General features: G+C 67.9%; 22 protein-coding genes. 14 read left to right on the top strand and 8 right to left on the bottom strand.

Features of this window, described 5'->3' with window-relative positions; translation table 11 throughout:
- Window positions 1-78 precede the first annotated feature (78 nt).
- A complete protein-coding gene (locus tag BM109_RS19090) occupies window positions 79-1,062 on the top strand; it encodes a tripartite tricarboxylate transporter substrate-binding protein (protein ID WP_093345575.1) in 984 nt (327 codons plus the stop codon).
- Between the two features lie 14 nt (window positions 1,063-1,076).
- The gene (locus BM109_RS19095) at window positions 1,077-2,093 is read left to right on the top strand and encodes a DUF2817 domain-containing protein (RefSeq protein WP_093345578.1); all 1,017 of its coding nucleotides are present in this window, start codon (window positions 1,077-1,079) and stop codon (window positions 2,091-2,093) included.
- A gap of 78 nt (window positions 2,094-2,171) precedes the next feature.
- Here BM109_RS19095 and BM109_RS19100 read toward each other — a convergent pair whose 3' ends face one another.
- Window positions 2,172-3,074 carry a LysR family transcriptional regulator gene (locus tag BM109_RS19100; RefSeq protein WP_093345580.1) on the bottom strand — a complete coding sequence of 301 codons (903 nt, stop codon included), beginning with the start codon at window positions 3,072-3,074 and terminating at the stop codon, window positions 2,172-2,174.
- A 155-nt stretch (window positions 3,075-3,229) separates the two neighbouring features.
- On the opposite strand from BM109_RS19100, the gene BM109_RS19105 reads away from it, so the two are divergent.
- The 4 genes from BM109_RS19105 to BM109_RS19120 all read left to right on the top strand — a co-directional run bounded on the left by BM109_RS19105 (window position 3,230) and on the right by BM109_RS19120 (window position 6,889).
- A complete protein-coding gene (locus BM109_RS19105; protein WP_093345583.1) occupies window positions 3,230-4,018 on the top strand; it encodes an aldolase in 789 nt (262 codons plus the stop codon).
- 21 nt (window positions 4,019-4,039) lie between these two features.
- On the top strand, window positions 4,040-4,945 hold the full coding sequence (locus BM109_RS19110; protein WP_093345585.1) for an amino acid ABC transporter substrate-binding protein: 906 nt from the start codon (window positions 4,040-4,042) through the stop codon (window positions 4,943-4,945).
- A gap of 14 nt (window positions 4,946-4,959) precedes the next feature.
- Window positions 4,960-5,691, top strand: coding sequence for an aspartate/glutamate racemase family protein (locus BM109_RS19115; protein ID WP_093345587.1), 732 nt, complete (start codon window positions 4,960-4,962; stop codon window positions 5,689-5,691).
- A gap of 109 nt (window positions 5,692-5,800) precedes the next feature.
- Complete coding sequence (locus BM109_RS19120; RefSeq protein WP_143129198.1) at window positions 5,801-6,889, top strand: hypothetical protein; 1,089 nt, start codon at window positions 5,801-5,803, stop codon at window positions 6,887-6,889.
- A gap of 115 nt (window positions 6,890-7,004) precedes the next feature.
- On the opposite strand, the gene BM109_RS19125 is transcribed toward BM109_RS19120, so the two are convergent.
- The 3 genes from BM109_RS19125 to BM109_RS19135 all read right to left on the bottom strand — a co-directional run bounded on the left by BM109_RS19125 (window position 7,005) and on the right by BM109_RS19135 (window position 10,216).
- A complete protein-coding gene (locus tag BM109_RS19125; RefSeq protein WP_093345592.1) occupies window positions 7,005-8,462 on the bottom strand; it encodes a catalase in 1,458 nt (485 codons plus the stop codon).
- A 163-nt stretch (window positions 8,463-8,625) separates the two neighbouring features.
- Window positions 8,626-9,192, bottom strand: coding sequence for an NADPH-dependent FMN reductase (locus BM109_RS19130; protein ID WP_093345595.1), 567 nt, complete (start codon window positions 9,190-9,192; stop codon window positions 8,626-8,628).
- Window positions 9,193-9,238: 46 nt separating this feature from the next.
- Window positions 9,239-10,216: a Bug family tripartite tricarboxylate transporter substrate binding protein gene (locus tag BM109_RS19135; protein ID WP_093345598.1), complete on the bottom strand. Its 978-nt coding sequence runs from the start codon at window positions 10,214-10,216 to the stop codon at window positions 9,239-9,241.
- Between the two features lie 190 nt (window positions 10,217-10,406).
- On the opposite strand from BM109_RS19135, the gene BM109_RS19140 reads away from it, so the two are divergent.
- Complete coding sequence (locus BM109_RS19140) at window positions 10,407-11,390, top strand: helix-turn-helix domain-containing protein (RefSeq protein ID WP_093345600.1); 984 nt, start codon at window positions 10,407-10,409, stop codon at window positions 11,388-11,390.
- Window positions 11,391-11,399: 9 nt separating this feature from the next.
- Here BM109_RS19140 and BM109_RS19145 read toward each other — a convergent pair whose 3' ends face one another.
- Window positions 11,400-12,422, bottom strand: coding sequence for a tyrosine-type recombinase/integrase (locus tag BM109_RS19145; RefSeq protein ID WP_093345603.1), 1,023 nt, complete (start codon window positions 12,420-12,422; stop codon window positions 11,400-11,402).
- Window positions 12,423-12,722: 300 nt separating this feature from the next.
- On the opposite strand from BM109_RS19145, the gene BM109_RS19150 reads away from it, so the two are divergent.
- Window positions 12,723-13,355 carry an ATP-dependent DNA ligase gene (locus tag BM109_RS19150; protein WP_093345605.1) on the top strand — a complete coding sequence of 211 codons (633 nt, stop codon included), beginning with the start codon at window positions 12,723-12,725 and terminating at the stop codon, window positions 13,353-13,355.
- A gap of 18 nt (window positions 13,356-13,373) precedes the next feature.
- Here the strand turns inward: BM109_RS19150 and BM109_RS19155 are convergent, their stop codons facing one another.
- Window positions 13,374-13,835 (bottom strand): MarR family winged helix-turn-helix transcriptional regulator, encoded by a 462-nt coding sequence (locus BM109_RS19155; RefSeq protein ID WP_093345608.1) that lies wholly within the window; start codon window positions 13,833-13,835, stop codon window positions 13,374-13,376.
- 157 nt (window positions 13,836-13,992) lie between these two features.
- On the opposite strand from BM109_RS19155, the gene BM109_RS19160 reads away from it, so the two are divergent.
- The 5 genes from BM109_RS19160 to BM109_RS19180 all read left to right on the top strand — a co-directional run bounded on the left by BM109_RS19160 (window position 13,993) and on the right by BM109_RS19180 (window position 16,295).
- Entirely contained in the window at window positions 13,993-14,406 is a 414-nt protein-coding gene (locus BM109_RS19160; protein ID WP_218159386.1) for a nuclear transport factor 2 family protein, read from the top strand.
- Between the two features lie 192 nt (window positions 14,407-14,598).
- Window positions 14,599-14,934 (top strand): hypothetical protein, encoded by a 336-nt coding sequence (locus BM109_RS19165; protein WP_093345613.1) that lies wholly within the window; start codon window positions 14,599-14,601, stop codon window positions 14,932-14,934.
- Window positions 14,935-14,940: 6 nt separating this feature from the next.
- On the top strand, window positions 14,941-15,186 hold the full coding sequence (locus BM109_RS19170) for a hypothetical protein (protein ID WP_093345616.1): 246 nt from the start codon (window positions 14,941-14,943) through the stop codon (window positions 15,184-15,186).
- Window positions 15,187-15,276: 90 nt separating this feature from the next.
- On the top strand, window positions 15,277-15,624 hold the full coding sequence (locus tag BM109_RS19175) for a type II toxin-antitoxin system prevent-host-death family antitoxin (RefSeq protein ID WP_093345618.1): 348 nt from the start codon (window positions 15,277-15,279) through the stop codon (window positions 15,622-15,624).
- Entirely contained in the window at window positions 15,624-16,295 is a 672-nt protein-coding gene (locus BM109_RS19180) for an ATPase (protein WP_093345621.1), read from the top strand. The genes BM109_RS19175 and BM109_RS19180 overlap by 1 nt, the downstream gene beginning before the upstream one ends.
- A gap of 7 nt (window positions 16,296-16,302) precedes the next feature.
- Here BM109_RS19180 and BM109_RS19185 read toward each other — a convergent pair whose 3' ends face one another.
- Window positions 16,303-17,313 (bottom strand): transketolase family protein, encoded by a 1,011-nt coding sequence (locus tag BM109_RS19185; RefSeq protein WP_093345623.1) that lies wholly within the window; start codon window positions 17,311-17,313, stop codon window positions 16,303-16,305.
- 16 nt (window positions 17,314-17,329) lie between these two features.
- The gene (locus tag BM109_RS19190) at window positions 17,330-18,205 is read right to left on the bottom strand and encodes a transketolase (protein ID WP_093345626.1); all 876 of its coding nucleotides are present in this window, start codon (window positions 18,203-18,205) and stop codon (window positions 17,330-17,332) included.
- 235 nt (window positions 18,206-18,440) lie between these two features.
- On the opposite strand from BM109_RS19190, the gene BM109_RS19195 reads away from it, so the two are divergent.
- A complete protein-coding gene (locus tag BM109_RS19195) occupies window positions 18,441-19,511 on the top strand; it encodes an ABC transporter substrate-binding protein (protein WP_093345627.1) in 1,071 nt (356 codons plus the stop codon).

The raw sequence follows: 19,511 nt of genomic DNA on the forward strand, positions 1-19,511 counted from the left end.
GTTCCGTGGCCGGTGGGCGCGCGTCGCGCCCGCCAGCCGCTCGTTGCCGTTCGTCCCCTGTCTTTCGGAGAACCCCCGATGAAGCGTCGCGCCTTCCTGCCCCTGCTGCCCGCCGGCGTCATCGCCGCTACCTTGCCGCCACTGGCCGCGGCGCAGCCGTCCGCCACGGCCGGGCGCACCATCCGCCTGGTGGTCGGCTATCCCGCGGGCGGCACGGCCGACGCGGTGGCGCGCCTCTATGCCGAGGAGCTGCAGAAGCGCCTGGGCGCCACCGTGGTGGTGGACAACCGTCCCGGCGCGGGCGGCCAGATCGCGGCCGAGCAGTTCCGTGCACTGCCGCCCGACGGCAGCGCGCTGCTGCTGGGCAACAGCCACATGTTCTCGACCCTGCCGCTGACCTCGCGCTCGGTGAAGTACGACCCGGTGAAGGACTTCGCGCCGGTGGCGCGGCTCGCGACCTTCGAGGTGGCGCTCGCGGTCAGCGCGGCGCAGCCCGCGAAGACGCTGCAGGAGTACCTGGCGCTGGCGCGCGCGAAGCAGGAGGCGCGCAGCTTCGGCGTGCCCGCCGCGGGCAGTTCGCCGCACTTCGTGGGCTACGTGGTCGGCAAGAAGGAGGGCATCGAACTGCTGCCCGTGCCCTACAAGGGCGGTGCACCGCTGCTGGCCGACCTGATGGGCAACCAGATTCCGGCCGCCGTCGATGCGCTCGGCGGTTTCCTGGGCGCGCACCGCGCCGGCAAGATCCGCATGCTGGCCGTGACTGGCCCGCGCCGCGCGGCCAGCGTGCCCGAGGTGCCGACCTTCGGCGAGCTCGGCTTCACAGCGCTCGGCAGTTCGAGCTGGGTCGGGCTGTTCGCGCCGCCCGGCACCTCGCAGGCGCTGGTCGATCGCGTGAGCGCGGCCGTGGCCGAGATCGCGGCGCTGCCGTCCACCACCGCGGGCCTGGCCAACGTGGGCTTCGATCCCGCGGCCGGCAATCCGCAGCAGTTGCGCGAGGCGGTGCGCAGCGAACTCGCGCTGTGGCAGCCGATCATCCGGGAATCCGGCTTCCAGATCGATTGACGAATGGAGCGCCGATGATCCCCACCGACACGCTGTTCAGCGCCGACTACGCGACGGCGCGCCGCAAGTTCCTCGCCGCCTGCGCGCTGCGCGGTCTTGCGCCCGAGGTGCATGGCCATCCGCTCGCGGGCGCGCAGGGCGAGGCGCTCGCCACCGACGTGGTGCGCATCGGCCCGGCCGACGCGCAGCGCGTGCTGGTGCTGACCTCGGGCGTGCATGGCGTGGAGCTGTTCGCGGGCTCGGGCTGCCAGATCGACTGGCTGCTGACGCAGTCGGCCGACGACCTGCCGCCCGACACCGCCGTGGTGCTGGTGCATGCGATCAATCCCTGGGGCGCTTCCTGGCTGCGGCGCTACACCGAGGACAACGTCGACCTCTGCCGCAACTTCATCGACCACGCGCAGGCGCCGCCCTCGCACAAGTACGCGCCACTGCATGCCGCGATCGCGCTCGATCCCGGCGATGCCTCGGCCGTGGCCGCCGGCGATGCGCTGCTCGCGGAGTTCGCGCGCAGCCATGGCAGCGAGGCGCTCTACAACGCGCTGATGGCCGGGCAGTACGCCTTCGCGCAGGGCATGGGCTTCGGCGGCCAGGCGCCCACCTGGTCGCGCCTGACCATCGAGGCCGTGCTGCGCCGCCATGGCGCGTCGGCGCGCGAGGTCTGCCTGGTCGACTACCACACGGGGCTCGGCCCCTATGGCTACGGCTCGCTGGTCGCGCTGCAGCTGGGCGAGGCGCTGGCGCGCATGCGCGAGGTGTTCGGCGAATGGGTGGTGGCGGTGCACGAGAGCGGCGCGCCCGAGGACTTCGCGCCGGTCACGGGCCACAGCACGCCGGGCTACGAGCGCGCGCTGCCGCAGGCGCGCGTGACGGCGGCCGTGCTCGAGTTCGGCACCGCGCGGCCGCAGCGCATGCTCGAGCTGCTGGTGCGCGACCAGCGCGAATGGGCGACGGGCATCGGCCGCACGCAGCTGTCGGACACGCGGCGCGAGCTGCTGCGTTTCTTCTATCCGGGCGAGCCCGCGTGGTAGCGCAGCCTGGTCGACCAGTCGCGGCAGGTGATCGCGAACGCGTTGCGCTGGTTGGGCGAGGCCTGAAGCCTCGACGTCCTAGGCGTTGTCGACCTGCGCCAGCGAAGTGCGGAAGGCCTGCAGCAGGTCGTCGAAGTCGGCGCGCCTGCGGCCTTCCGCGACCGACAGCGCCGACACCGTCACCGGGATGCGCGGCGAGACATTGCGGATCGACAGCGATTCGCCGCGCGAGAAGCCCGCGGTGAAGGAGTCGATCACGCAGGGGCCGAAGCCGTCGAGCGTGAGCAGCAGCGCGGACTGGTAGGTCTGAGCCGAGAGCCGCGTGCCCGCGAACACCGCGCTCTCCGACAGCAGGCCCAGCAGGGCCTTGCCGACGAGGTCGTCCTTGTCGATGCCGATGAAGTCGCGCGCCGCGATCTCGGCGATCGGCATGTCCGCAGTGTCGGCGCGCTTCCTCGCGCCGGCCTCGCGACGCTCGACCCACACCAGGTGGCCCGTGCCCACCACCTCGGCGTCGATCGGGGGCGCATCGATCTCGCCATAGGCGATGCCCAGGTCGCATTCGCGCAGCGCCACCGAGCGCGCGATCTCGTCGGAATGGAGGATCTTGATCGAGACCGCGCTGCGCGGATGGCGGGCCTTGAACGACGCGAGCGCGCGCGACAGGCAGGTGGTGGACAGCGAGGGCACGATCGCGATGCGGAACTGCGCCAGGTGATCGGGCCGCAGCGACTGCGCGAGGCGCCGCAGTTCGTCGACCTGCTCGAAGATCTTCTGCGCCCGCAGATGGAGCTGCCGCGCCTCGGGCGTCGGCTTCATGCCGCCCTTGTCGCGCACGAACAGCGCATAGCCGAGTTGCTGTTCCGCATGCTTGAGCGTCTGCGTCACGGCGGGTTGCGTGACGTTGAGGATGCGCGCCGCGGCACTCACGCTGCCCGACAGCATGATCGCGTTGAAGACCTCGATGTGCTTGAGTTTCATAGGGGGGCCATTAGAAGACCTTATCGCCTTGCGTCAAATTCTGATTTGACGCTCCCGGGCCCCGGATCGGAGACTTCGATGCATGGAAGACAGCCGGGGCGCGCCGATCATGGCGCACGCCGGAAGTCGATGGCAACAACCGGCATCGGGAACCTATGGCGCATTCATTGGCGGTGGACCACACCGCACGACACGAGATCGATCCAGGCCTGTTCGACACGCCCGAGGTGCAGCAGGCTTGCGTCGACCTCGCTGCCTGCTTTCGCATGGCTGCGAGGCTCGGCATGGAAGAGGGCATCTGCAACCACTTCTCGGCAGTGGTGCCGGGCTTCGACCACTGCTTCATCGTCAATCCCTTCGGACTGGCGTTCGACGAGATCCGCGCTTCCGACCTGATCATCTGCGACTTCGATGGCCGTGTGCTCAAGGGCGACCGGCCGCCCGAGATCACCGCGTACTACATCCATGCGCGGGTGCACAGGAGCCTGCCGCGCGCCCGCGTCGCGTTCCACACGCACATGCCGTACGCGACCAGCCTCGCGCTGGTCGAAGGTCAGCCACTGCAATGGGCCGGCCAGACCGCGCTGAAGTTCTACGGGCGCACGGCGGTCGACGACTTCAACGGTCTGGCGCTCGATGCGAGGGAAGGCGACCGCATCGCGGCGGCGATCGGCGACGCCGACGTGGTGTTCATGCGCAACCACGGCGTGATGGTGGTCGGCGCGACCATTGCGGAAGCGTGGAACGACCTGTACTACCTCGAGCGTGCCTGCGAGGTGCAGGTGCTGGCCGAGTCCACCGGCCGCAAGCTCAGCCCCGTGCCGAAGGAACTGGCCGCGGCCACCTATGGGCAGATGCGCAGCGGCGGCAACGAAAGCGCGGTCCAGCACCTGGCGAGCATCAAGCGGCGCCTGCTCAAGACCGATCCCGATTACCTGCTCTGAATGCCACTCCTCGAACCTCTCATGAAATCCCGTCTTCCGCATCTCGCCATCGCCGCTCTCGCATTCGCCTGCCTGGGCGCGAACGCCGCCGAACTGACCGGCCGCCTCAAGGCCATCAAGGAGCGCAACACCATCACCGTGGCCTACCGCGAGTCCTCGATCCCGTTCTCCTACCTCGGCGGCAACGGCCAGCCCATCGGCTATGCGCAGGACATCTGCCAGAGGATCGTCGAGGACATCAAGACCGCCATCGGCAGCCCGGACCTCGTGGTGAAGCGCCAGGCCGTGACCTCGCAGAACCGCATCCCGCTGATCCAGAACGGCACCATCGACCTCGAGTGCGGCACCACCGTCAACAACCCCGAGCGGCAGGCGCTGGTGAGCTTCAGCACTACCTACTTCGTGGTCGGCACCAAGTTCGTTTCGCGCAAGGCCGACAAGCTCGCCACGCTGCAGGACCTCAAGGGCAAGACCGTCGTGGCGACCACGGGATCGAACACCGTGATGCGCCTGCGCGGCATCGACCGCAAGGAAAGCCTGAACCTCAACCTGATCCAGGCGAAGGATTTCTCGGACAGCATGCTGACCTTCACCTCGGGCCGCGCCGATGCCTTCTTCGAGGACGACATCAACCTGGTCGGGCAGATCTCGTTCTCGCTCAACCCGGCCGATTTCAGCCTGAGCACCGACACCCTGAGCCGCGACCCCTATGCGGTCATGCTGCCGCGCGGCGAACCCGAGTTCAAGGCCGTGGCCGACAAGACCATCGCGCGGCTGTTCGCCAGCGGCGAGATCAAGGCGCTCTACGACAAGTGGTTCCAGTCGCCGATTCCGCCGCGCGGCGTGAACCTGCATTTCCCGATGAGCGATGCGCTGGCCAAGGTGATCGCGAAGCCGACGGATTCGCCGAATCCGGCGGACTACTGAGCAAGGAGTCCGGCGTGCCTGACACCCGCAAGGTCGGCATCCTGGGTGGCATGGGGCCCGCGGCCGGTGCGGATTTCCTGCGGCTCTTCGTCGGCGCCTGCGAGGCGCGACTGCGAGCCAGCGGCAGTCCCGTGTCCGACCAGGCCTTTCCCGAACACTGGCTCGCGCAACTTCCGGTGCCTGACCGCACGCTGGCGCTGCTCGAGGACGGCCCCTCGCCCTTCGAAGGAATGACGAGCGGCATCGAGGGCCTGCGCAGCCACGGCGTGGCGAGCATCGCGATCGCGTGCAACACCGCGCATGCGTGGCACGCGAAGCTACAGCGCTCGCATCCCGACGTGGAGCTGCTGCACATCGTCGAGGAGACCGCGAAGTACCTCGCGGCGCAGCGCATCGAAGCGGTGTGCCTGCTCGCGACCCAGGGCACCTACAGCCTGGGCTTCTACCAGGCGGCGTTGGCGGAGCGCGGCATCGCCTGCCATCTGCCGACGGAGCCGGAGAGGGCGCAAGTCATGCGCGGCATTCGCGATGGCGTGAAGGCCGGGGACCTCGGGCTCGCGACGCGGCTGTTTGCCGAGGTGGCGCGGCGGATGGTCGAGCGGCATGGGTGCGACAGCCTGCTGCTGGCTTGTACCGAGATACCGCTGGCGTTGCATGGTGTGCCGGGGCATGCGGGGGCACGGTTGGTGGATCCGGCGGATGTGCTGGCGAGGGCGTTGGCGGGGCGGGCCTATGCAGTGGGCTGAGTTTGGGCATGGTGCTCCTCCATAAGGAGGAGTGGCAATCCGGAAATCGGGAACCGTCCATCCTCTGATGTAGCATCCGCGCGCTCAAATCAAGAGGGAGAGGTTTCCGATGGAAAGAGGGTTGCGTTTTTCGCCGGTCGTCGTTGGACTGGCCATCTTGCTGACGGCCTGTGGCGGGGGCGGAGGTGGTGGCGGTGGTTTCCCCTTGGTGGGCGCAGCTCCTTCGACCACACCCACGTCTTCGGATCCGGCATCCACGCCGAATCCCGAAACGCCATCGAGCCCCTCGGAGCCCTCGGGGCCTTCAGGTCCCACGCCCGGTACGGATCCTGATCCGGGTTCTCCCAAACGGACGACGCCCTATTCATACAAGGTTGGAAGCGCGACCTACGAGAATCGCGAGGCGTTCCTGGCCGAATTGAGCAGCCCGGCGATGGCGGGCCGCCTCTTTTTCTCGACCACGGGTGCCGAGGAAGGCGGGAAGATGGTCGTCAAGGCGGTCTACGAGAAGAAGGGCAACGCCACGAAGTACGAGCATCGCATGGCACTGGCGACCGAATCCAGGTCTGCCGCAGGCCTCAAGGCGCAGGGGGCCGAAGGCTTTATTCCGACCGCTATCTGGGTGGATCCTCTCAAGCCGTGGATGGAAGCGATCCTCAGCAAATCGCTGGATGTTCCGACGAAGTACGAGTACGTCGAAGTCGACGATCTGACTGGCAAGGTCGATCCCGAAGCCGTGGCGCCGCTGAACGTGCTGGGACAGCAGGGCTATTGCAAGCTGGATTTGACTTTCGATGGGAAGACGGTTCTATCGAGGGAGGCGCCTACATCGGCACGGTGCACCTTCGAGCTGCAGCCGACGCGTTCATTGGTGTTTCGCGAGTTCGTGGGCCAGTTGAACGATCAAGGCCAGCGAGGCTACAAGTTCGCCTACAACACATCGACGTTCACTTCCGCGGGCGCCAAGTACGCGACGATTTTCGTGCGGGACGAATCACAGAAGACGACGTTCCACTATGAGATCGTAGCCAATACGCTGGTGGGCCTGGGTACCCAGCAGGCAACGGACGAATATCTGGCGGTACTGAATCGCCAGGGTGCGGCAGGCGCTCGGTCGGTGACCGATTTTTCCGAGAACGGTAAGAGTTTCTGGCTTTTCATGACCGCCTACGATTGCAGCGGCCTTTTGTGCAACTGACCGGCGGTGGTGTTGATCGGCGCAGACCTTCTCTGCTCACCGATCGACACCCCTCGGCATGAAACAGACAGGGGCGGCGAACCCCTGTCGTTGACCGCGTCTCTCGCGGACTGACTCAGAGCCCCAGCGCCTTCGCCACCCCCGCCCCATACGCCGGATCGGCCTTGCTGCAGTTGTCGATGTGCCGCCGCTTGATGAACTCCGGCGCATCGCCCATCGCGCGCGCGGTGTTGTCGAACAGCACCTGCTGCTGCTCGGGCTTCATCAGGCGGAACAGGTCGCCGGGCTGTTTGTAGTAGTCGGCGTCGTCCTCGCGGAAATTCCAAAAGTCGGCGTCGCCGCGCAGCTTGAGCGGCGGCTCGCGGTAGTCGGGCTGTTCCTGCCATTGGCCGAAGCTGTTGGGTTCGTAGTGCAGGGTGCCGCCGTAGTTGCCGTCCACGCGCATGGTGCCGTCGCGGTGGTTGCTGTGCACCGGGCAGCGCGCGGCGTTCACGGGGATCTGGTGGTGGTTGACGCCGAGGCGGTAGCGCTGCGCGTCGGAATACGCGAACAGGCGCGCCTGCAGCATCTTGTCGGGCGACACGCTGATGCCGGGCACGAGGTTGTTGGGCGCGAAAGCGCTCTGCTCGACGTCCGCGAAGAAGTTCTCGGGATTGCGGTTGAGCTCCATCACGCCGACCTCGATCAGCGGATAGTCCTTCTTGGGCCAGACCTTGGTGAGGTCGAAGGGGTGGTAGGGCACCTTCTCGGCATCGGCCTCGGGCATGACCTGTACGTAGAGGGTCCACTTGGGGAAGTCGCCGCGGCCGATCGAGTCGAACAGGTCGCGCTGGTGGCTCTCGCGGTCGCCGCCGACGAGCGCGGAGGCCTCGGCGTCGGTGAGGTTCTGGATGCCCTGCTGCGTCTTGAAGTGGAACTTGACCCAGAAGCGCTCGTTGGCCGCGTTGACGAAGCTGTAGGTGTGCGAGCCGAAGCCGTGCATGTGGCGGTAGCTGGAGGGAATGCCGCGGTCGCTCATCACGATGGTGACCTGGTGCAGCGCCTCGGGCAGCGAGGTCCAGAAGTCCCAGTTGTTGGTGGCGCTGCGCATGTTGGTTTTCGGATCGCGCTTCACCGCCTTGTTGAGGTCGGGGAACTTGCGCGGATCGCGCAGGAAGAACACGGGCGTGTTGTTGCCCACCAGGTCCCAGTTGCCTTCCTCGGTGTAGAACTTCAGCGCGAAGCCGCGGATGTCGCGCTCGGCATCGGCCGCGCCGCGTTCGCCGGCCACGGTGGTGAAGCGCGCGAACATCTCGGTCTTCTTGCCGACGGCGCTGAACAGCTTGGCGCGCGTGTACTTCGTGATGTCGTGCGTGACGGTGAAGGTGCCGAAGGCGCCGGAGCCCTTGGCGTGCATGCGGCGCTCGGGAATGATCTCGCGGTTGAGGTTGGCGAGCTTCTCGATCAGCCAGACGTCCTGCATCAGCAGCGGGCCGCGCGGGCCGGCCGTGAGGCTGTTCTGGTTGTCGACCACGGGTGCGCCGAAGGCGGTGGTCAGGGGGGTCTTGTTCTGGGGATCGGATGGGTTGCTCATGGGGCGTCCTCTCGTCGTGGGTTGAAAGCGGGTCCACTCTACGAGCATCCGATGACCTTTCCAAACGACCTCCGTGGGGGGACGGGGGATACGATGGAATGATGCGGCGAGGCGCGGAATGGAGTAGGCAATCGGCCCGGCCCTGTGCGCGCTATCGCCGGCCCTAGCCGCGCATCCGTTCGACCGCGTCGATCCAGCGCGCGAAGGCCGCCATCTGGTCGGTGACGAACTTGCGCGTGGTGTCGTCGGTGCAGCGGCCGCTCTCGGCGTCGAACTTGGTGGGCGCGTGGCCGATGAAGACCTCGGGCTTGACCAGCGGCATGGCGTTGAGGAACAGCATGACCTTGCGCAGGTCGTACTGCACGCGCGCGCCGCCCAGCGGGCCCGGCGCGGCGCTGACGATCGCCACCGGCTTGGCGTTGAAGGGCTGGTCTTCGCCGCGGCTGAGCCAGTCGATGAGGTTCTTGAGCCCGCCGGGAATGCTGAAGTTGTACTCGGGCGTGGCGATCAGCACGCCATCGGCGGCGCGGATGCGCTCGCGCAGCGTGGCGACCGGTGCCGGCAGGCCGCGCGCGTAGTCGTCGGCGTCGAACACGGGCACCTCGCGCCATTCGAGCAAAGTGAGGGAGGCGCCCTCGGGCAGCACCTCGCGCGCGAGCTGGACCACGTGGCGGTTCACGGAGGCGGCGCGCAGGCTGCCGCAGAGGGCGACGATGTCGCGGGTTGTCATTCGGAATCCTTCGGGAGCAATGGGAACGGGAAAGTGGCGAGCGGGCTCACTCGAGCGAGATGTTGTTGTCCTTGACGACCTTGACCCAGCGCTTCGATTCGGTGCCGACCAGCTGGGTGAAGTCCGCCGGAGAACCGCCGACGGGAATCAGCCCGAACTCGCCGAGGTAGCGCCGGTACTCGTCGGACTCGGCGATGCGGCGCGACAGGCTGGCGAGCAGGTCGACGATGGGCTGCGGCGTGCCCTTGACCGCGAACACGCCATGCCACGAATCGCCTTCGAAGCCCGGGAAGGCCTCGGCCACGGTGGGCACCTGCGGCAGCGACTCGAGCCGGTGCGTGCTCGACACGGCGAGCGGCCGCACCTTGCCGGCCTTGATGTAGGGCAGTACGTCGGCGATCGGCGAGAACGCGGTGCTGACGCGGCCGCCGAGCACGTCGGTCAGGCCGCCATCGCGGTAGGGCACGTGGTTGAGCGCGAGGCCGGCGCTGTTGGCGAAATAGGCCATCGACATGTGCGGCACCGTGCCCACGCCGTACGAGGCATAGCTGACCTCGCCGGGGCGGGCCTTCGCGTCCTTGATCAGGTCGGCGAGCGTCTTGTAGGGCGACTGCACCGGCACCGAAACTACCAGCGGGATCGACAGCATGCGTGTCACCGGCACCAGGTCCTGCGGCTGGTAGGGCAGCTTCTTGTAGACGAAGGGGTTGATGGTGAGCGTGCCGCTCGCGGTGTAGAGCAAGGTGTAGCCGTCGGCGGGCGCGGTGGTGACGGCCTGCGTGCCGACGATGGTGGAGGCGCCGGCGCGGTTGTCGATCACCACCGGCTGCTGCAGCTGCTTGGAGATGCGGTCGCCCCAGTAGCGCGCCATCACGTCGGGCGCGGTGCCGGCGGGGAACGGCACCACCACGCGGATCGGCTTGCTCGGGTACTTGTCCTGGGCTTGAGCACTGGCGGCGACGGTGAGGCCGAGGGCCAGCGTCCAGGCGGCGCGTTGGAAGAAGGGGCGGATCGCGGTCGGCATGGTTGTCTCCGGTGGGCCGGACTTGGGTGCCGGCTGGTTGAAGCGCGGGGTGCGCGCAGTGCCAGCGAATCTAGGTGTTCCATCGAGCGCAATGAAGCGCCCCCGGCGGAAAGCTTTGTTCCGCCTGTAGGAAAACTCGGGCGCGGGAGTATCCTCGGCGCCTCTTCGAACCCGCCCACGGACCCAAGCGATGGACACGCCGTTCAGCCTGCCTTCCGCCTATCGCCTCGCGTCGACCCGCCGCTGGGGCCGCACCCAGGGACTGACGGTGACGCCGACCGGCGCGGCGCGCGGCCGGCGCGAGTTCCTGTGCTTCCGGCCCGGCTTCTATCTGTCGCTGGGCCATGTCACGCACCTGGAAGAAAGCCGCGAGGTCTATCGCAGCGGCGACTTCATCAAGCTGCATTTCCGGCTCGAGGGCGAGAGCCGGGTCGGCCAGCCCGGCAGCACGGGCGCGCAGACGGTGAACGCGATGAGCGTGAGCACCCTGCTGCAGCCGCCCGGCGCGGCCAAGGAGGAGTTCTTCGCGAGCGAGGTGCGCGAGCGTTCGGTCACGCTGTGCTGTTCGCGCGATTTCCTGTCGGAGGAACTCGGCCTGCTCGAGCTGCCGCTGGATGGGCCTTTCGGCGCCTTCATGCAGGCGCGGCCCGATCGCTTCGAACTGCTGCGCTTTCCGTTGAGCATGGCGCAGCATGGGATCGCGGATGCGCTGCTCGACGATGGATCGGGCGACCGCTTCAGAGGGCTCTATGCCGAGGCCAAGGCTTTCGAGTTGCTGCATGGCTTCCTGACGCGCGGCTTCGGCGATGCGCCGGTCGATGGCGCCACGGCCGCGGCGCGCGAGCGGCTGGCGCCGCTCAAGGACCATATCGACACGCATCTGGGCGAGGTCTTCGACATGCGCAGCCTGGCGCGCCGTTTCGGGCTCAGCGAGAGTCGCCTCGCGCGCGGCTTTCGGCAAGCCTACGGGAGTTCGCTGTTCGAGTACGTGGCCAAGGCGCGGCTGGCACGCGCCAGGGTGCTGCTGGAACAGGGGCACCAGAGCGTGACCGAGATCGCGCTCGACGTGGGTTATGGCCATGCCGCGAACTTCAGCACCGCCTTCAAGCGCCACTTCGGGCTGAGCCCGCAGGCGGCGCGGCAGGCCGCGCGCTCGGGTCACGGCGGGCACTGACGCGCCGGCTCAGACCACGTCGGCCGGGGCAATCAGCACCCGCGTGTACTTGTTCATCGCCTCGACCTCGAGGCCGAGCCAGCGCGCCACCTGTTCCACCGACGTGCCGCGACGAAGCTGGCGCAGCGCGAAGGTATGGCGTAGCCGGAACGAGCCACCCTCGGCGCTGTCGAGCCCGGCCTGTGAGAGCAGTTCGCGGGCGCAGCGGTAGTGCGATTCCTTGCCCCATGGCTTGCCCGTGCGCGTCGAGGGAAAGAGGTGTTCGCCAGGAATACCCAGTTCGGCGCGGACCTGCAGCCAGTGCTTGAGCAACTCGGCGGCCCAGGGCGCGATCGGCGTTTCGCGCGGCGGCAGGTTGCCGTTGCCGGGCACGGCGATCTTCCAGGGGCGGTCGGCCACGCGGCCACCGGCGGTGGTGGGGGCGTCGATGGCCAGTGCGCGCACGTCGCCCGGCGCGAGGCCGGCACCGAGCTGCAAGCCGACGGCCGCGTGGTTGCGCAACTGCTGCCAAGTCAGCGGCTGGCCGCGGCCTTCCGACGAGGCGCCGGGGCGCGGGCGGGCACTGGAGAGAAACAGGATCAGGTGCTTGGCCTCGGACGCGGACAGGAACTCGGGCGGCGGGTCGGCACTGGCCGCTTCGGCATAGCGGATCTCGGGATGGGCCAGCAGCCAGTCGGCGGCCGCCGTGCTCGGGGGCAGGTCATGCATGGCGCAGCGATGGCGCAGCACGTGATCGATCAAGCGCACCAGCCGCAGCGCATGTCGCGGTGAGAGCGACAGGTCGCTGCTCTTGATGCCGTAGCGCGCGGCCTTGAAGGCGTCGAGGTCGGCGGGTGACAGGGACTCCAGCGTCACCTTCGGCGACTGGCTCAGGCACCACGAGGTGAAGCCGTTCCACATGTCGCGGTAGACGGCCATCGACGAGGCCTCTCGCAGGGTGCCTGCGGCGCTGCGGGCCGCGAGCCATTCCTGGAAAGCCGATTCATGCGGGCTGCCGACGGGGTCGGTATCGAAGAGGGAAGGCGTGACCATGAAAATACGCTAACGGCCTGGGTTTGTGGTTGAGGGGCGGTGTTTGTTTCGGCGGAGACTTAAAAGGGGTTCGTATCAAGAGTAAGCCGTTAGTGTATTTATAGAGTCTTGCTCCTGCTGCATATAGAGGCCTGAAAGAGACATCTTTTCGATTCCCACTAGCCGACCTGTTGCAACCCGACCCGTCGCACTACCGTTTTCCGTTGGCAACTTGTCGGGCAGCCGTTTTCAAGAATCGCCCGAGGCCGCCGAGATGCCCTCTGACAGGCCATCTCGTGGGGACGCTGCAAGTTCCAGCGCATGCTGAGCCTGAATGCCCTCTCACCCATGCTGGCCGACTCGCGCACCATCGATCTGAGCGAGTCGGGCTGGATCTTCGAGCAGCGACTGAGCGGCTGCCGCCTGCTGGCGCAGACCCGCACGCCCACGCGATCGGGCAAGGTGCAATTGCAGACGCGTGACGGATCGGACGCCACGGGCTGGTTTCCCGAGGTGGTGGAGAGCCTGGCCCAGTTGAAGGAAGGTCCCTGCATCCTCGATGGCGTGGCCTGTGTGCTCGACGACAGAGGCCGTTGCGACCGCGAAGGGCTCAGCGAGCGTGCCAAGCGGCGCGGGTGGTATCGCGGCGCCAGGCCGGTGTTCTATTTCGTCTTCGACCTGCTGATGGTGCAGGGCACCGATCTCACCAGCGAGCCCTTGTCGCAGCGCAAGCAAAGGCTCGCGCGTCTGCTCGGAACGCCCTTGCTCAACGTGATTCCGGTCCATCACTACGAACGTTCGGAGGCCGTCGCATTGCTGCAGCAGGGCAGGGCCCAGGCGGACTTCGCGGGCCTGATGGCCAAACGGGGAGCCAGCATCTACAAGCCTGGCATCCGTTCGGCCGATTGGGTGGCACTCAACGCACAGGGTCCGCACGAGCGCATTGCGACCTGAGCCGATGCCTCGGCGCCTTCAGCGCGTGTCGGTCGTCTCGAGCTTGGCGGCCAGTTCCTCGAGGATCGAGCGCAACTGCGCGATCTTGCGTTCGCCGAGCAGTCCGGCCAGCCGCTCCTCGTAGCTCTTCGACAGCACGATCCCGGTCAGCACCGCCTTCTCGCCGCGCGCGGTGAGCTGCACCGTGTTGGCCCGGCGGTCCTGCGCATCGGGCGTGACCATGACGAGGCCGCAGCCCTGCATCTGTTCGACGAGGTAGCTCATGCTCTGCTTGGTCATGCCGGCGCGCGCCGCGAGTTCGCTCACGCGCGAACTGCCGGGCCCCAGGTTGCGCAACACCGCGCTGAAGGCGGGCCGGATGTCGTCGAAGCCGCTTTCCCGGAGCTCCGCATAGAGCCATCCGGACATGCGCTCGTAGGGCATGCGCAGCAAGGCACCCAGGGTCTGGTGGGTGTCGGTGAAGGGCTTTTCCTGTGGCATCGCGCGAGTATCCCGAACGACAGTCCACCTGTCCATCTGCGATCCCGCCTATGGCCAATGGCCGATGGAAAAGACAGGGCCTTTGTCAATAATTGGCAGACATTCTGTCTTTCAACGGCGCCCCGGCAGAGGCGTCACCTGCATCAGGAGCTTTGGCTTGCAAACGATCGAACACAACCTGGCGGTGGTGGACCGCCATATCCAGGGGGAGGCCCGCGATGTCGACTCCATCCTCGACCTCTACACCGACGACATCGTGCTCGAGGTCCCGGGCCGCGGCCTGCGCTTCGTCGGCCGCGATGCCGTGCGTGCCAACTACCTCGCGATGTGGCCGTCGATGGCGGAGGTGGAGATCACGCCGCTCGACCGCTTCGCCACAGAGCACCGCGTGGTCGACGACATGCTCGTCCACCTGCGTCTCGTCGGACCGGGCATGGTCAACGCGCCGGTGGCCATCGGCTCGCGCGTGGCGCTGCGCCTCGTTCACCACTTCGAGATGCGCGACGGACTGATCGCGCGCGAGCAGGTGTTCGAGATGTGGAACCTGCGCGAGCCCGAGGCCGGTCGCTGAACAGGAAGAGGCATTCGCGGCGGAACCAGTGCCGGCTTTAGCGAGTCGCATCGGTCGGTCGGTGAGCAGCCGTCTTGCGCGTGTCGGCATCTCTTCCGACAGGCGCGGCGAAGGCCGCTGACTACGCTCGTCGGCAGACCCGGGTGACACCGGGGCCCGATTCCTGCCACGCCTGCTTCTGCGTCACGCGACATGTCCTCGATGCCTCTGCCACCGTCCCTCCATCCGTTCTTTCTCCGGAAGCAGCCGAAGACGCCCGCATCGAGCGGCATCGGGCGCGACACGCTCTCGCATTCCGAGCAGCACCAGGGATGGGAATTCCACTACAGCCTCGCGCCGGTGCCCGCGCGCGCCACCTTCTCGGGCACAGCGCAGATCCATCGCCAGGGCGAACGGCATTGCGAGCTGCCGATCTTCGAACCGCAACGCAATGCGCTGGCATCGATCGACCTGTTGCGCGAGCAGTGCCTGGCGTGGATCGAGAGCCGCTCGGCGGCCACGGGCCAGCCGCCGCCCTCCGCGAACTGAGCCCCCATGGACTGGATCTCCTGGCTGCAATGGCCCGCCTTCGTCGCCTCGGTCGGCGCCGCCTGGCTGGTGGCATCGAGTGCGAAGGGCAGGCGCAACACGGGGTTCTGGGTATTTCTCGCGAGCAATGTGCTGTGGGGCATCTGGGGCGTGTATTCCAGCGCCTGGGCGCTGATCGCGCTCCAGGTGTGCCTGGCCGCCATGAACCTGCGCGGTCTCGGCAAGACCAAGGAGGCGTCGTCGCAGAACTGATCGGCAACCGATACGGAGCGGAAAACAGCCCCATCGGTCAAAAATAGCCAATAGGGCTAGAATGGCCAGATTCCTCCCTCGGAGAAGACCATGGCTGCCCTCTGGCCCCCGCTCGATCAACTGCCGCGTCAGAACGCCTCGCAGGTCAAGAACCGCTGGGGCGAGGTCGTGCGCCAGGTGCGCCAGTCGGGCAGCGTGGCGATCACCAACCACGCCAATGTCGAGATGGTGCTGCTCGACGCAGCCACCTACGAACAGCTGACCACCGACCTGCAGGCCCTGCGCTCGCGCGAGGCCAACGTGCTCGAGGAGCTCGGTGCGCGCTTCGATGCGCGGCTGGCGGTGCTGCAGCAAGAGGACAGCGCTGGCAAGCTCGACGGCCTGTTTGAAGCGCGCGGCAAGCAGCGCCGGCGTCCGCGGGCCGGCGAAAGCTTCTGATGGGTGCCGCCGCGGCACGGCGGCCGTTCATCTTCGTGCTGGCCGGCGTCAATGGCGCCGGCAAGAGCTCGGTCGGCGGCGCGATGCTGGCCGAGCACGGCCTCGACTGGTACAACCCCGACCGCTTCGCGCGCGAGCTGGTGGCCGCGCTCGGCATCGACATCGCCGATGCCAACGGCCGCGCCTGGGAGCATGGCCGTGCGCGGCTAGCGGCCGCCGTCGAGAGCGGCCGCAACTTCGCCTTCGAGACCACGCTCGGTGCCCGCACCATCCCCGACCTGCTGGCGCGCGCCGCGCGCAGCCATGACGTCTCGATGATCTTCTGCGGCCTCGCTTCGCCCGAGCTGCATCTGCGCCGCGTGCGCGCCCGCGTGCTGCGCGGCGGCCACGACATCCCCGAAGCGAAGATCCGCGAGCGCTGGACCGCCTCGCGCGCCAACCTGATCCGGCTGCTGCCGCATCTCGCGCGGCTGCAGGTGTTCGACAACAGCGCCGAGGCCGCGCCGGGCGAGGAGATCGACGATCCCGTGCTGGTGCTCGAAGTCATCGGTGGCCGCGTCACGTACCCGGCGCCCGAGGACGCCGCGGCACTGGCCGCCACGCCCGCGTGGGCGCGGGCCATCGTGCAGGCGGCGATCGAGCAGGCGCGATCGCCGGGTAGCGCCGCCTGATTCGAGTTCAGGCGGGCAGCGCGCCGGGCCGGACCGTCTCGCCCGCGATCGCGCGCCGCGCGACATGGGCCACGCCCTCGGCGTCCAGCAGGTAGTGGCGGTACAGGTGCGTGGGCGGCGCGATCAGGCTGTATTCGTCGTGGATGCCGTGGCGCACGAGCCGCACCGACCCGCCGACATCCGACAGCACCTCCGCCACCGCGGCGCCGAGGCCGCCGAGCACGTTGTGCTCCTCCACCGTCATCAGCAGCTTCGATCGGCCGGCGGCCTCGAGCACCGCCGCGCGGTCCAGCGGCTTCACCGTGGCCATGTCGAGCACGCCGACCGACAGCCCCTCGGCGCGCAGCGCCTTGGCCGCCTCGAGCGCGGAGAAGACCGGCATGCCGCAGGCCATGATCGTGAGGTCGGTGCCCTGGCCGTGCGCGATCGCCTTGCCGATGCGGAAGTCGATGCCGCCCGCGTAGATCTCCGGATCGCGGCCGCGCCCGATCCGGAAATAGATCGGCTCGGGCCAATCCACCGAGGCCTTGATCGCGGCCTTCAGCTGGTGGCCGTCCGCGGGCGAGATGATCGTGAGCCCGGCGATCGAGCGCATGGTGCCGATGTCCTCGGTCGCATGGTGCGAGGTGCCGTAGAAGCCGAGCGAGATGCCCGTGTGGTGGCCGATCAGCCGCACCGGCAGCGCGCTGTAGGCCACGTCCATGCGGATCTGCTCGCAGCACAGCAGGCCGAGGAAGGAAGCGAAGGTCGCCACGAACGGCATCTGGCCCGTGGTCGCGAGGCCGGCGGCGGCCGACACCATGTTCTGTTCGGAGATGCCGAACTGGATGTAGCGCTCGGGAAAGGCGGCCGCGAACTTGTTGAGGCCGTTCGAATACTGCAGGTCGGCCGAGCCGGCCACGACCGGATGGCCGGCCTCGGCGAGTTCGATCAGGGCGTCCGACAGCATGCTCAATCCGGGCGTGGTGGCGTTGAGCGAGCGGTACTGCCAGCTTTCGGGGGAGAGGGGGTGGGACATCGGGTGGGCCTCGTGGTCAGATTTCGGTTTGCATGATTTCTTCGATCGCGCGCGCGGCGTCGTCGGGCGACAGGTAGCCCAGGTGCCAGCCGGGCTCGGTCTCCATGTACGACACGCCCTTGCCCTTCACCGTGCGGGCGATCACACAGGCCGGCCGCTCGCGCCGCGCGTCCTGCTTGAGGCGGCGCAGCAGCTGCGTGAGGGCCGAGAGGTCGTGGCCGTCGACCTCGTGCGTCTCCCAGCCGAAGGCGCGCCACTTGTCGGCCAGGCCCTCGATGCCGATCACGTCGTCGACGCGGCCGTCGAGCTGGAAGCCGTTGCGGTCGACGATGGCGATGAGCTTCGAGAGCCGGTAGTGGGCCGCGAACATCGCCGCCTCCCAGACCTGGCCCTCCTGCATCTCGCCGTCGCCGAGCATCACGAAGGTGTTGAAGCCGCGCTTCGCGATGCGCCCGCCGAAGGCCATGCCGGCACCGGCCGACAGCGCATGGCCGATCGAGCCCGAGCTGAAGTCGATGCCCGGCACCTTGCGCATGTCGGGGTGGTCGCCCAGCGGATTGCCCAGGCGGGTGTAGCCGTCGAGCGTGGCGCGGTCGATGTAGCCGTACTCCGCGAGGATCGGGAACAGGCCCACGGCCGCATGGCCCTTGCCCATGAGGAAGCGGTCGCGATCGGGCCAGCGGGGCTCGTTGGCGCGGATGGCCATCACGTCGTAGTAGAGCGAGGCGAACAGCTCGGCGGCGGAGAACACCGAGCTGTAGTGGCCGACCTTGGCGATCTCGATCAGCCGGATCGTTTCGAGACGGATGAAGCGGGCCTTCTCGCGCAGGCGGTGGAGCTCTTCCGCGGACAGGGCGGACGGGGCGGGCGGTGATTCGGACGGGAATGGCATATCGGTTGGGTGGCTAGAGGGTGAAAGAAGAGCCCGCGCGCATGGGCATGCGGCGCGGGCGGGCTAAGGGGTTCGGGAGCGTCGTGCCGGGCCTGCGTCCTCCATCGGGTTTTCCATCAACGGATCGAGCGAAAAAAGACTTGTCTCGCTCGAAATCAACATATAGGATATATCCTACATCACCGATCGGGACCTGCAAAGTCCGATTTCCTCCCCACTGTCCAGAAGGTCGTCCATGACAGTCGTATCCGCGCGTTCCCGCTGTCGCGCAGGCATTTCCAAACTCGCCGCGCTCCTCGCGCTGGCCGCCGCCGCCACCGCGTCGATGGCGGCCGATCTCACGGTCGTCGGCTTCGGCGGCGCCTTGCAGGAAGCATTTCGCAGCGCCTACTTCGAGCCGTTCAGGAAGCAGGGCGGCATCGCGCTGGTGGAGGACAGCTACCCCGGCGGCTACGCGCGGCAGAAGGCCATGGTCGAGACCGGCAACGTGACCTGGGACCTGGTGCAGATGGACGAGAACGAGATGGCCTCGGCCTGCGAGCAGGGCCTGCTCGAGCCCATCGACCGCAAGCAGTTCGCAAAGGCGCAGGACATCAATCCCGCGGCCTTCGCCAGGTGCGGCGTGGGCGCCTTCGTCTGGTCGAAGGTGCTGGCCTACGACGGCCGCAAGTTCGGCGACAACGGGCCGCGCACCTGGGCCGAGTTCTGGGACACCCGGCGCTGGCCCGGCAAGCGCGGCCTGCGCAAGCAGCCGCGCATGACGCTCGAGATCGCGCTGCTCGCGGACGGCGTGCCCGCCGCCGACGTCTACAAGGTGCTCGCCACCAAGGCCGGCCAGGACCGCGCCTTCGCCAAGCTCGAGCAGTTGCGGCCTGCCATCGTCTGGTGGGAGTCGGGCGCGCAGCCGCTCGAATGGCTCGAGAGCGGCACGCTGGCCGCCACCGCCGCCTACAGCGGACGCATCGCCTCGGCCAACCAGCAGGGCAAGCAGTTCCGTTTCAGCTGGGACGGCCAGCTCTACAGCATGGACTACTGGACCATCGTGAAGGGCAGCCCGCACCGCCAGCAGGCCTACGCGCTGCTCGACTCGATGTTCGACGCGCAGCGCCAGGTCGCCTTCGCGCAGGCCATTCCCTACGGCGTGACCAACACCCGCGCCGCCGCCGCGATGCCCGAGGCGCTGCGCCCGCTGCTGCCCACCTCGCCGCAGAACCTGCGCAACGCGCTGCTGCTCGACACCGCCTTCTGGGTCGACCACGAGGAAGAGCTGCTGCAGCGCTTCACGCGCTGGGTGTCGCAACGTTGA

It is taken from the genome of Variovorax sp. PDC80 (assembly GCF_900115375.1).
In the GTDB taxonomy this organism is placed as follows: domain Bacteria; phylum Pseudomonadota; class Gammaproteobacteria; order Burkholderiales; family Burkholderiaceae_C; genus Variovorax.

What these genes read in the sequence shown, in the direction of transcription:
- BM109_RS19190 (WP_093345626.1), bottom strand. Translation starts at nt 18,205, where the DNA reads ATGCCATTCCCGTCCGAATCACCGCCCGCCCCGTCCGCCCTGTCCGCG.
- BM109_RS19125 (WP_093345592.1), bottom strand. Translation starts at nt 8,462, where the DNA reads ATGAGCAACCCATCCGATCCCCAGAACAAGACCCCCCTGACCACCGCC.
- BM109_RS19185 (WP_093345623.1), bottom strand. Translation starts at nt 17,313, where the DNA reads ATGTCCCACCCCCTCTCCCCCGAAAGCTGGCAGTACCGCTCGCTCAAC.
- BM109_RS19120 (WP_143129198.1), top strand. Translation starts at nt 5,801, where the DNA reads ATGGAAAGAGGGTTGCGTTTTTCGCCGGTCGTCGTTGGACTGGCCATC.
- BM109_RS19145 (WP_093345603.1), bottom strand. Translation starts at nt 12,422, where the DNA reads ATGGTCACGCCTTCCCTCTTCGATACCGACCCCGTCGGCAGCCCGCAT.
- BM109_RS19170 (WP_093345616.1), top strand. Translation starts at nt 14,941, where the DNA reads ATGGACTGGATCTCCTGGCTGCAATGGCCCGCCTTCGTCGCCTCGGTC.
- BM109_RS19110 (WP_093345585.1), top strand. Translation starts at nt 4,040, where the DNA reads ATGAAATCCCGTCTTCCGCATCTCGCCATCGCCGCTCTCGCATTCGCC.
- BM109_RS19150 (WP_093345605.1), top strand. Translation starts at nt 12,723, where the DNA reads ATGCTGAGCCTGAATGCCCTCTCACCCATGCTGGCCGACTCGCGCACC.
- BM109_RS19135 (WP_093345598.1), bottom strand. Translation starts at nt 10,216, where the DNA reads ATGCCGACCGCGATCCGCCCCTTCTTCCAACGCGCCGCCTGGACGCTG.
- BM109_RS19090 (WP_093345575.1), top strand. Translation starts at nt 79, where the DNA reads ATGAAGCGTCGCGCCTTCCTGCCCCTGCTGCCCGCCGGCGTCATCGCC.
- BM109_RS19100 (WP_093345580.1), bottom strand. Translation starts at nt 3,074, where the DNA reads ATGAAACTCAAGCACATCGAGGTCTTCAACGCGATCATGCTGTCGGGC.
- BM109_RS19195 (WP_093345627.1), top strand. Translation starts at nt 18,441, where the DNA reads ATGACAGTCGTATCCGCGCGTTCCCGCTGTCGCGCAGGCATTTCCAAA.
- BM109_RS19105 (WP_093345583.1), top strand. Translation starts at nt 3,230, where the DNA reads ATGGCGCATTCATTGGCGGTGGACCACACCGCACGACACGAGATCGAT.
- BM109_RS19155 (WP_093345608.1), bottom strand. Translation starts at nt 13,835, where the DNA reads ATGCCACAGGAAAAGCCCTTCACCGACACCCACCAGACCCTGGGTGCC.
- BM109_RS19165 (WP_093345613.1), top strand. Translation starts at nt 14,599, where the DNA reads ATGTCCTCGATGCCTCTGCCACCGTCCCTCCATCCGTTCTTTCTCCGG.
- BM109_RS19175 (WP_093345618.1), top strand. Translation starts at nt 15,277, where the DNA reads ATGGCTGCCCTCTGGCCCCCGCTCGATCAACTGCCGCGTCAGAACGCC.
- BM109_RS19180 (WP_093345621.1), top strand. Translation starts at nt 15,624, where the DNA reads ATGGGTGCCGCCGCGGCACGGCGGCCGTTCATCTTCGTGCTGGCCGGC.
- BM109_RS19095 (WP_093345578.1), top strand. Translation starts at nt 1,077, where the DNA reads ATGATCCCCACCGACACGCTGTTCAGCGCCGACTACGCGACGGCGCGC.
- BM109_RS19140 (WP_093345600.1), top strand. Translation starts at nt 10,407, where the DNA reads ATGGACACGCCGTTCAGCCTGCCTTCCGCCTATCGCCTCGCGTCGACC.
- BM109_RS19130 (WP_093345595.1), bottom strand. Translation starts at nt 9,192, where the DNA reads ATGACAACCCGCGACATCGTCGCCCTCTGCGGCAGCCTGCGCGCCGCC.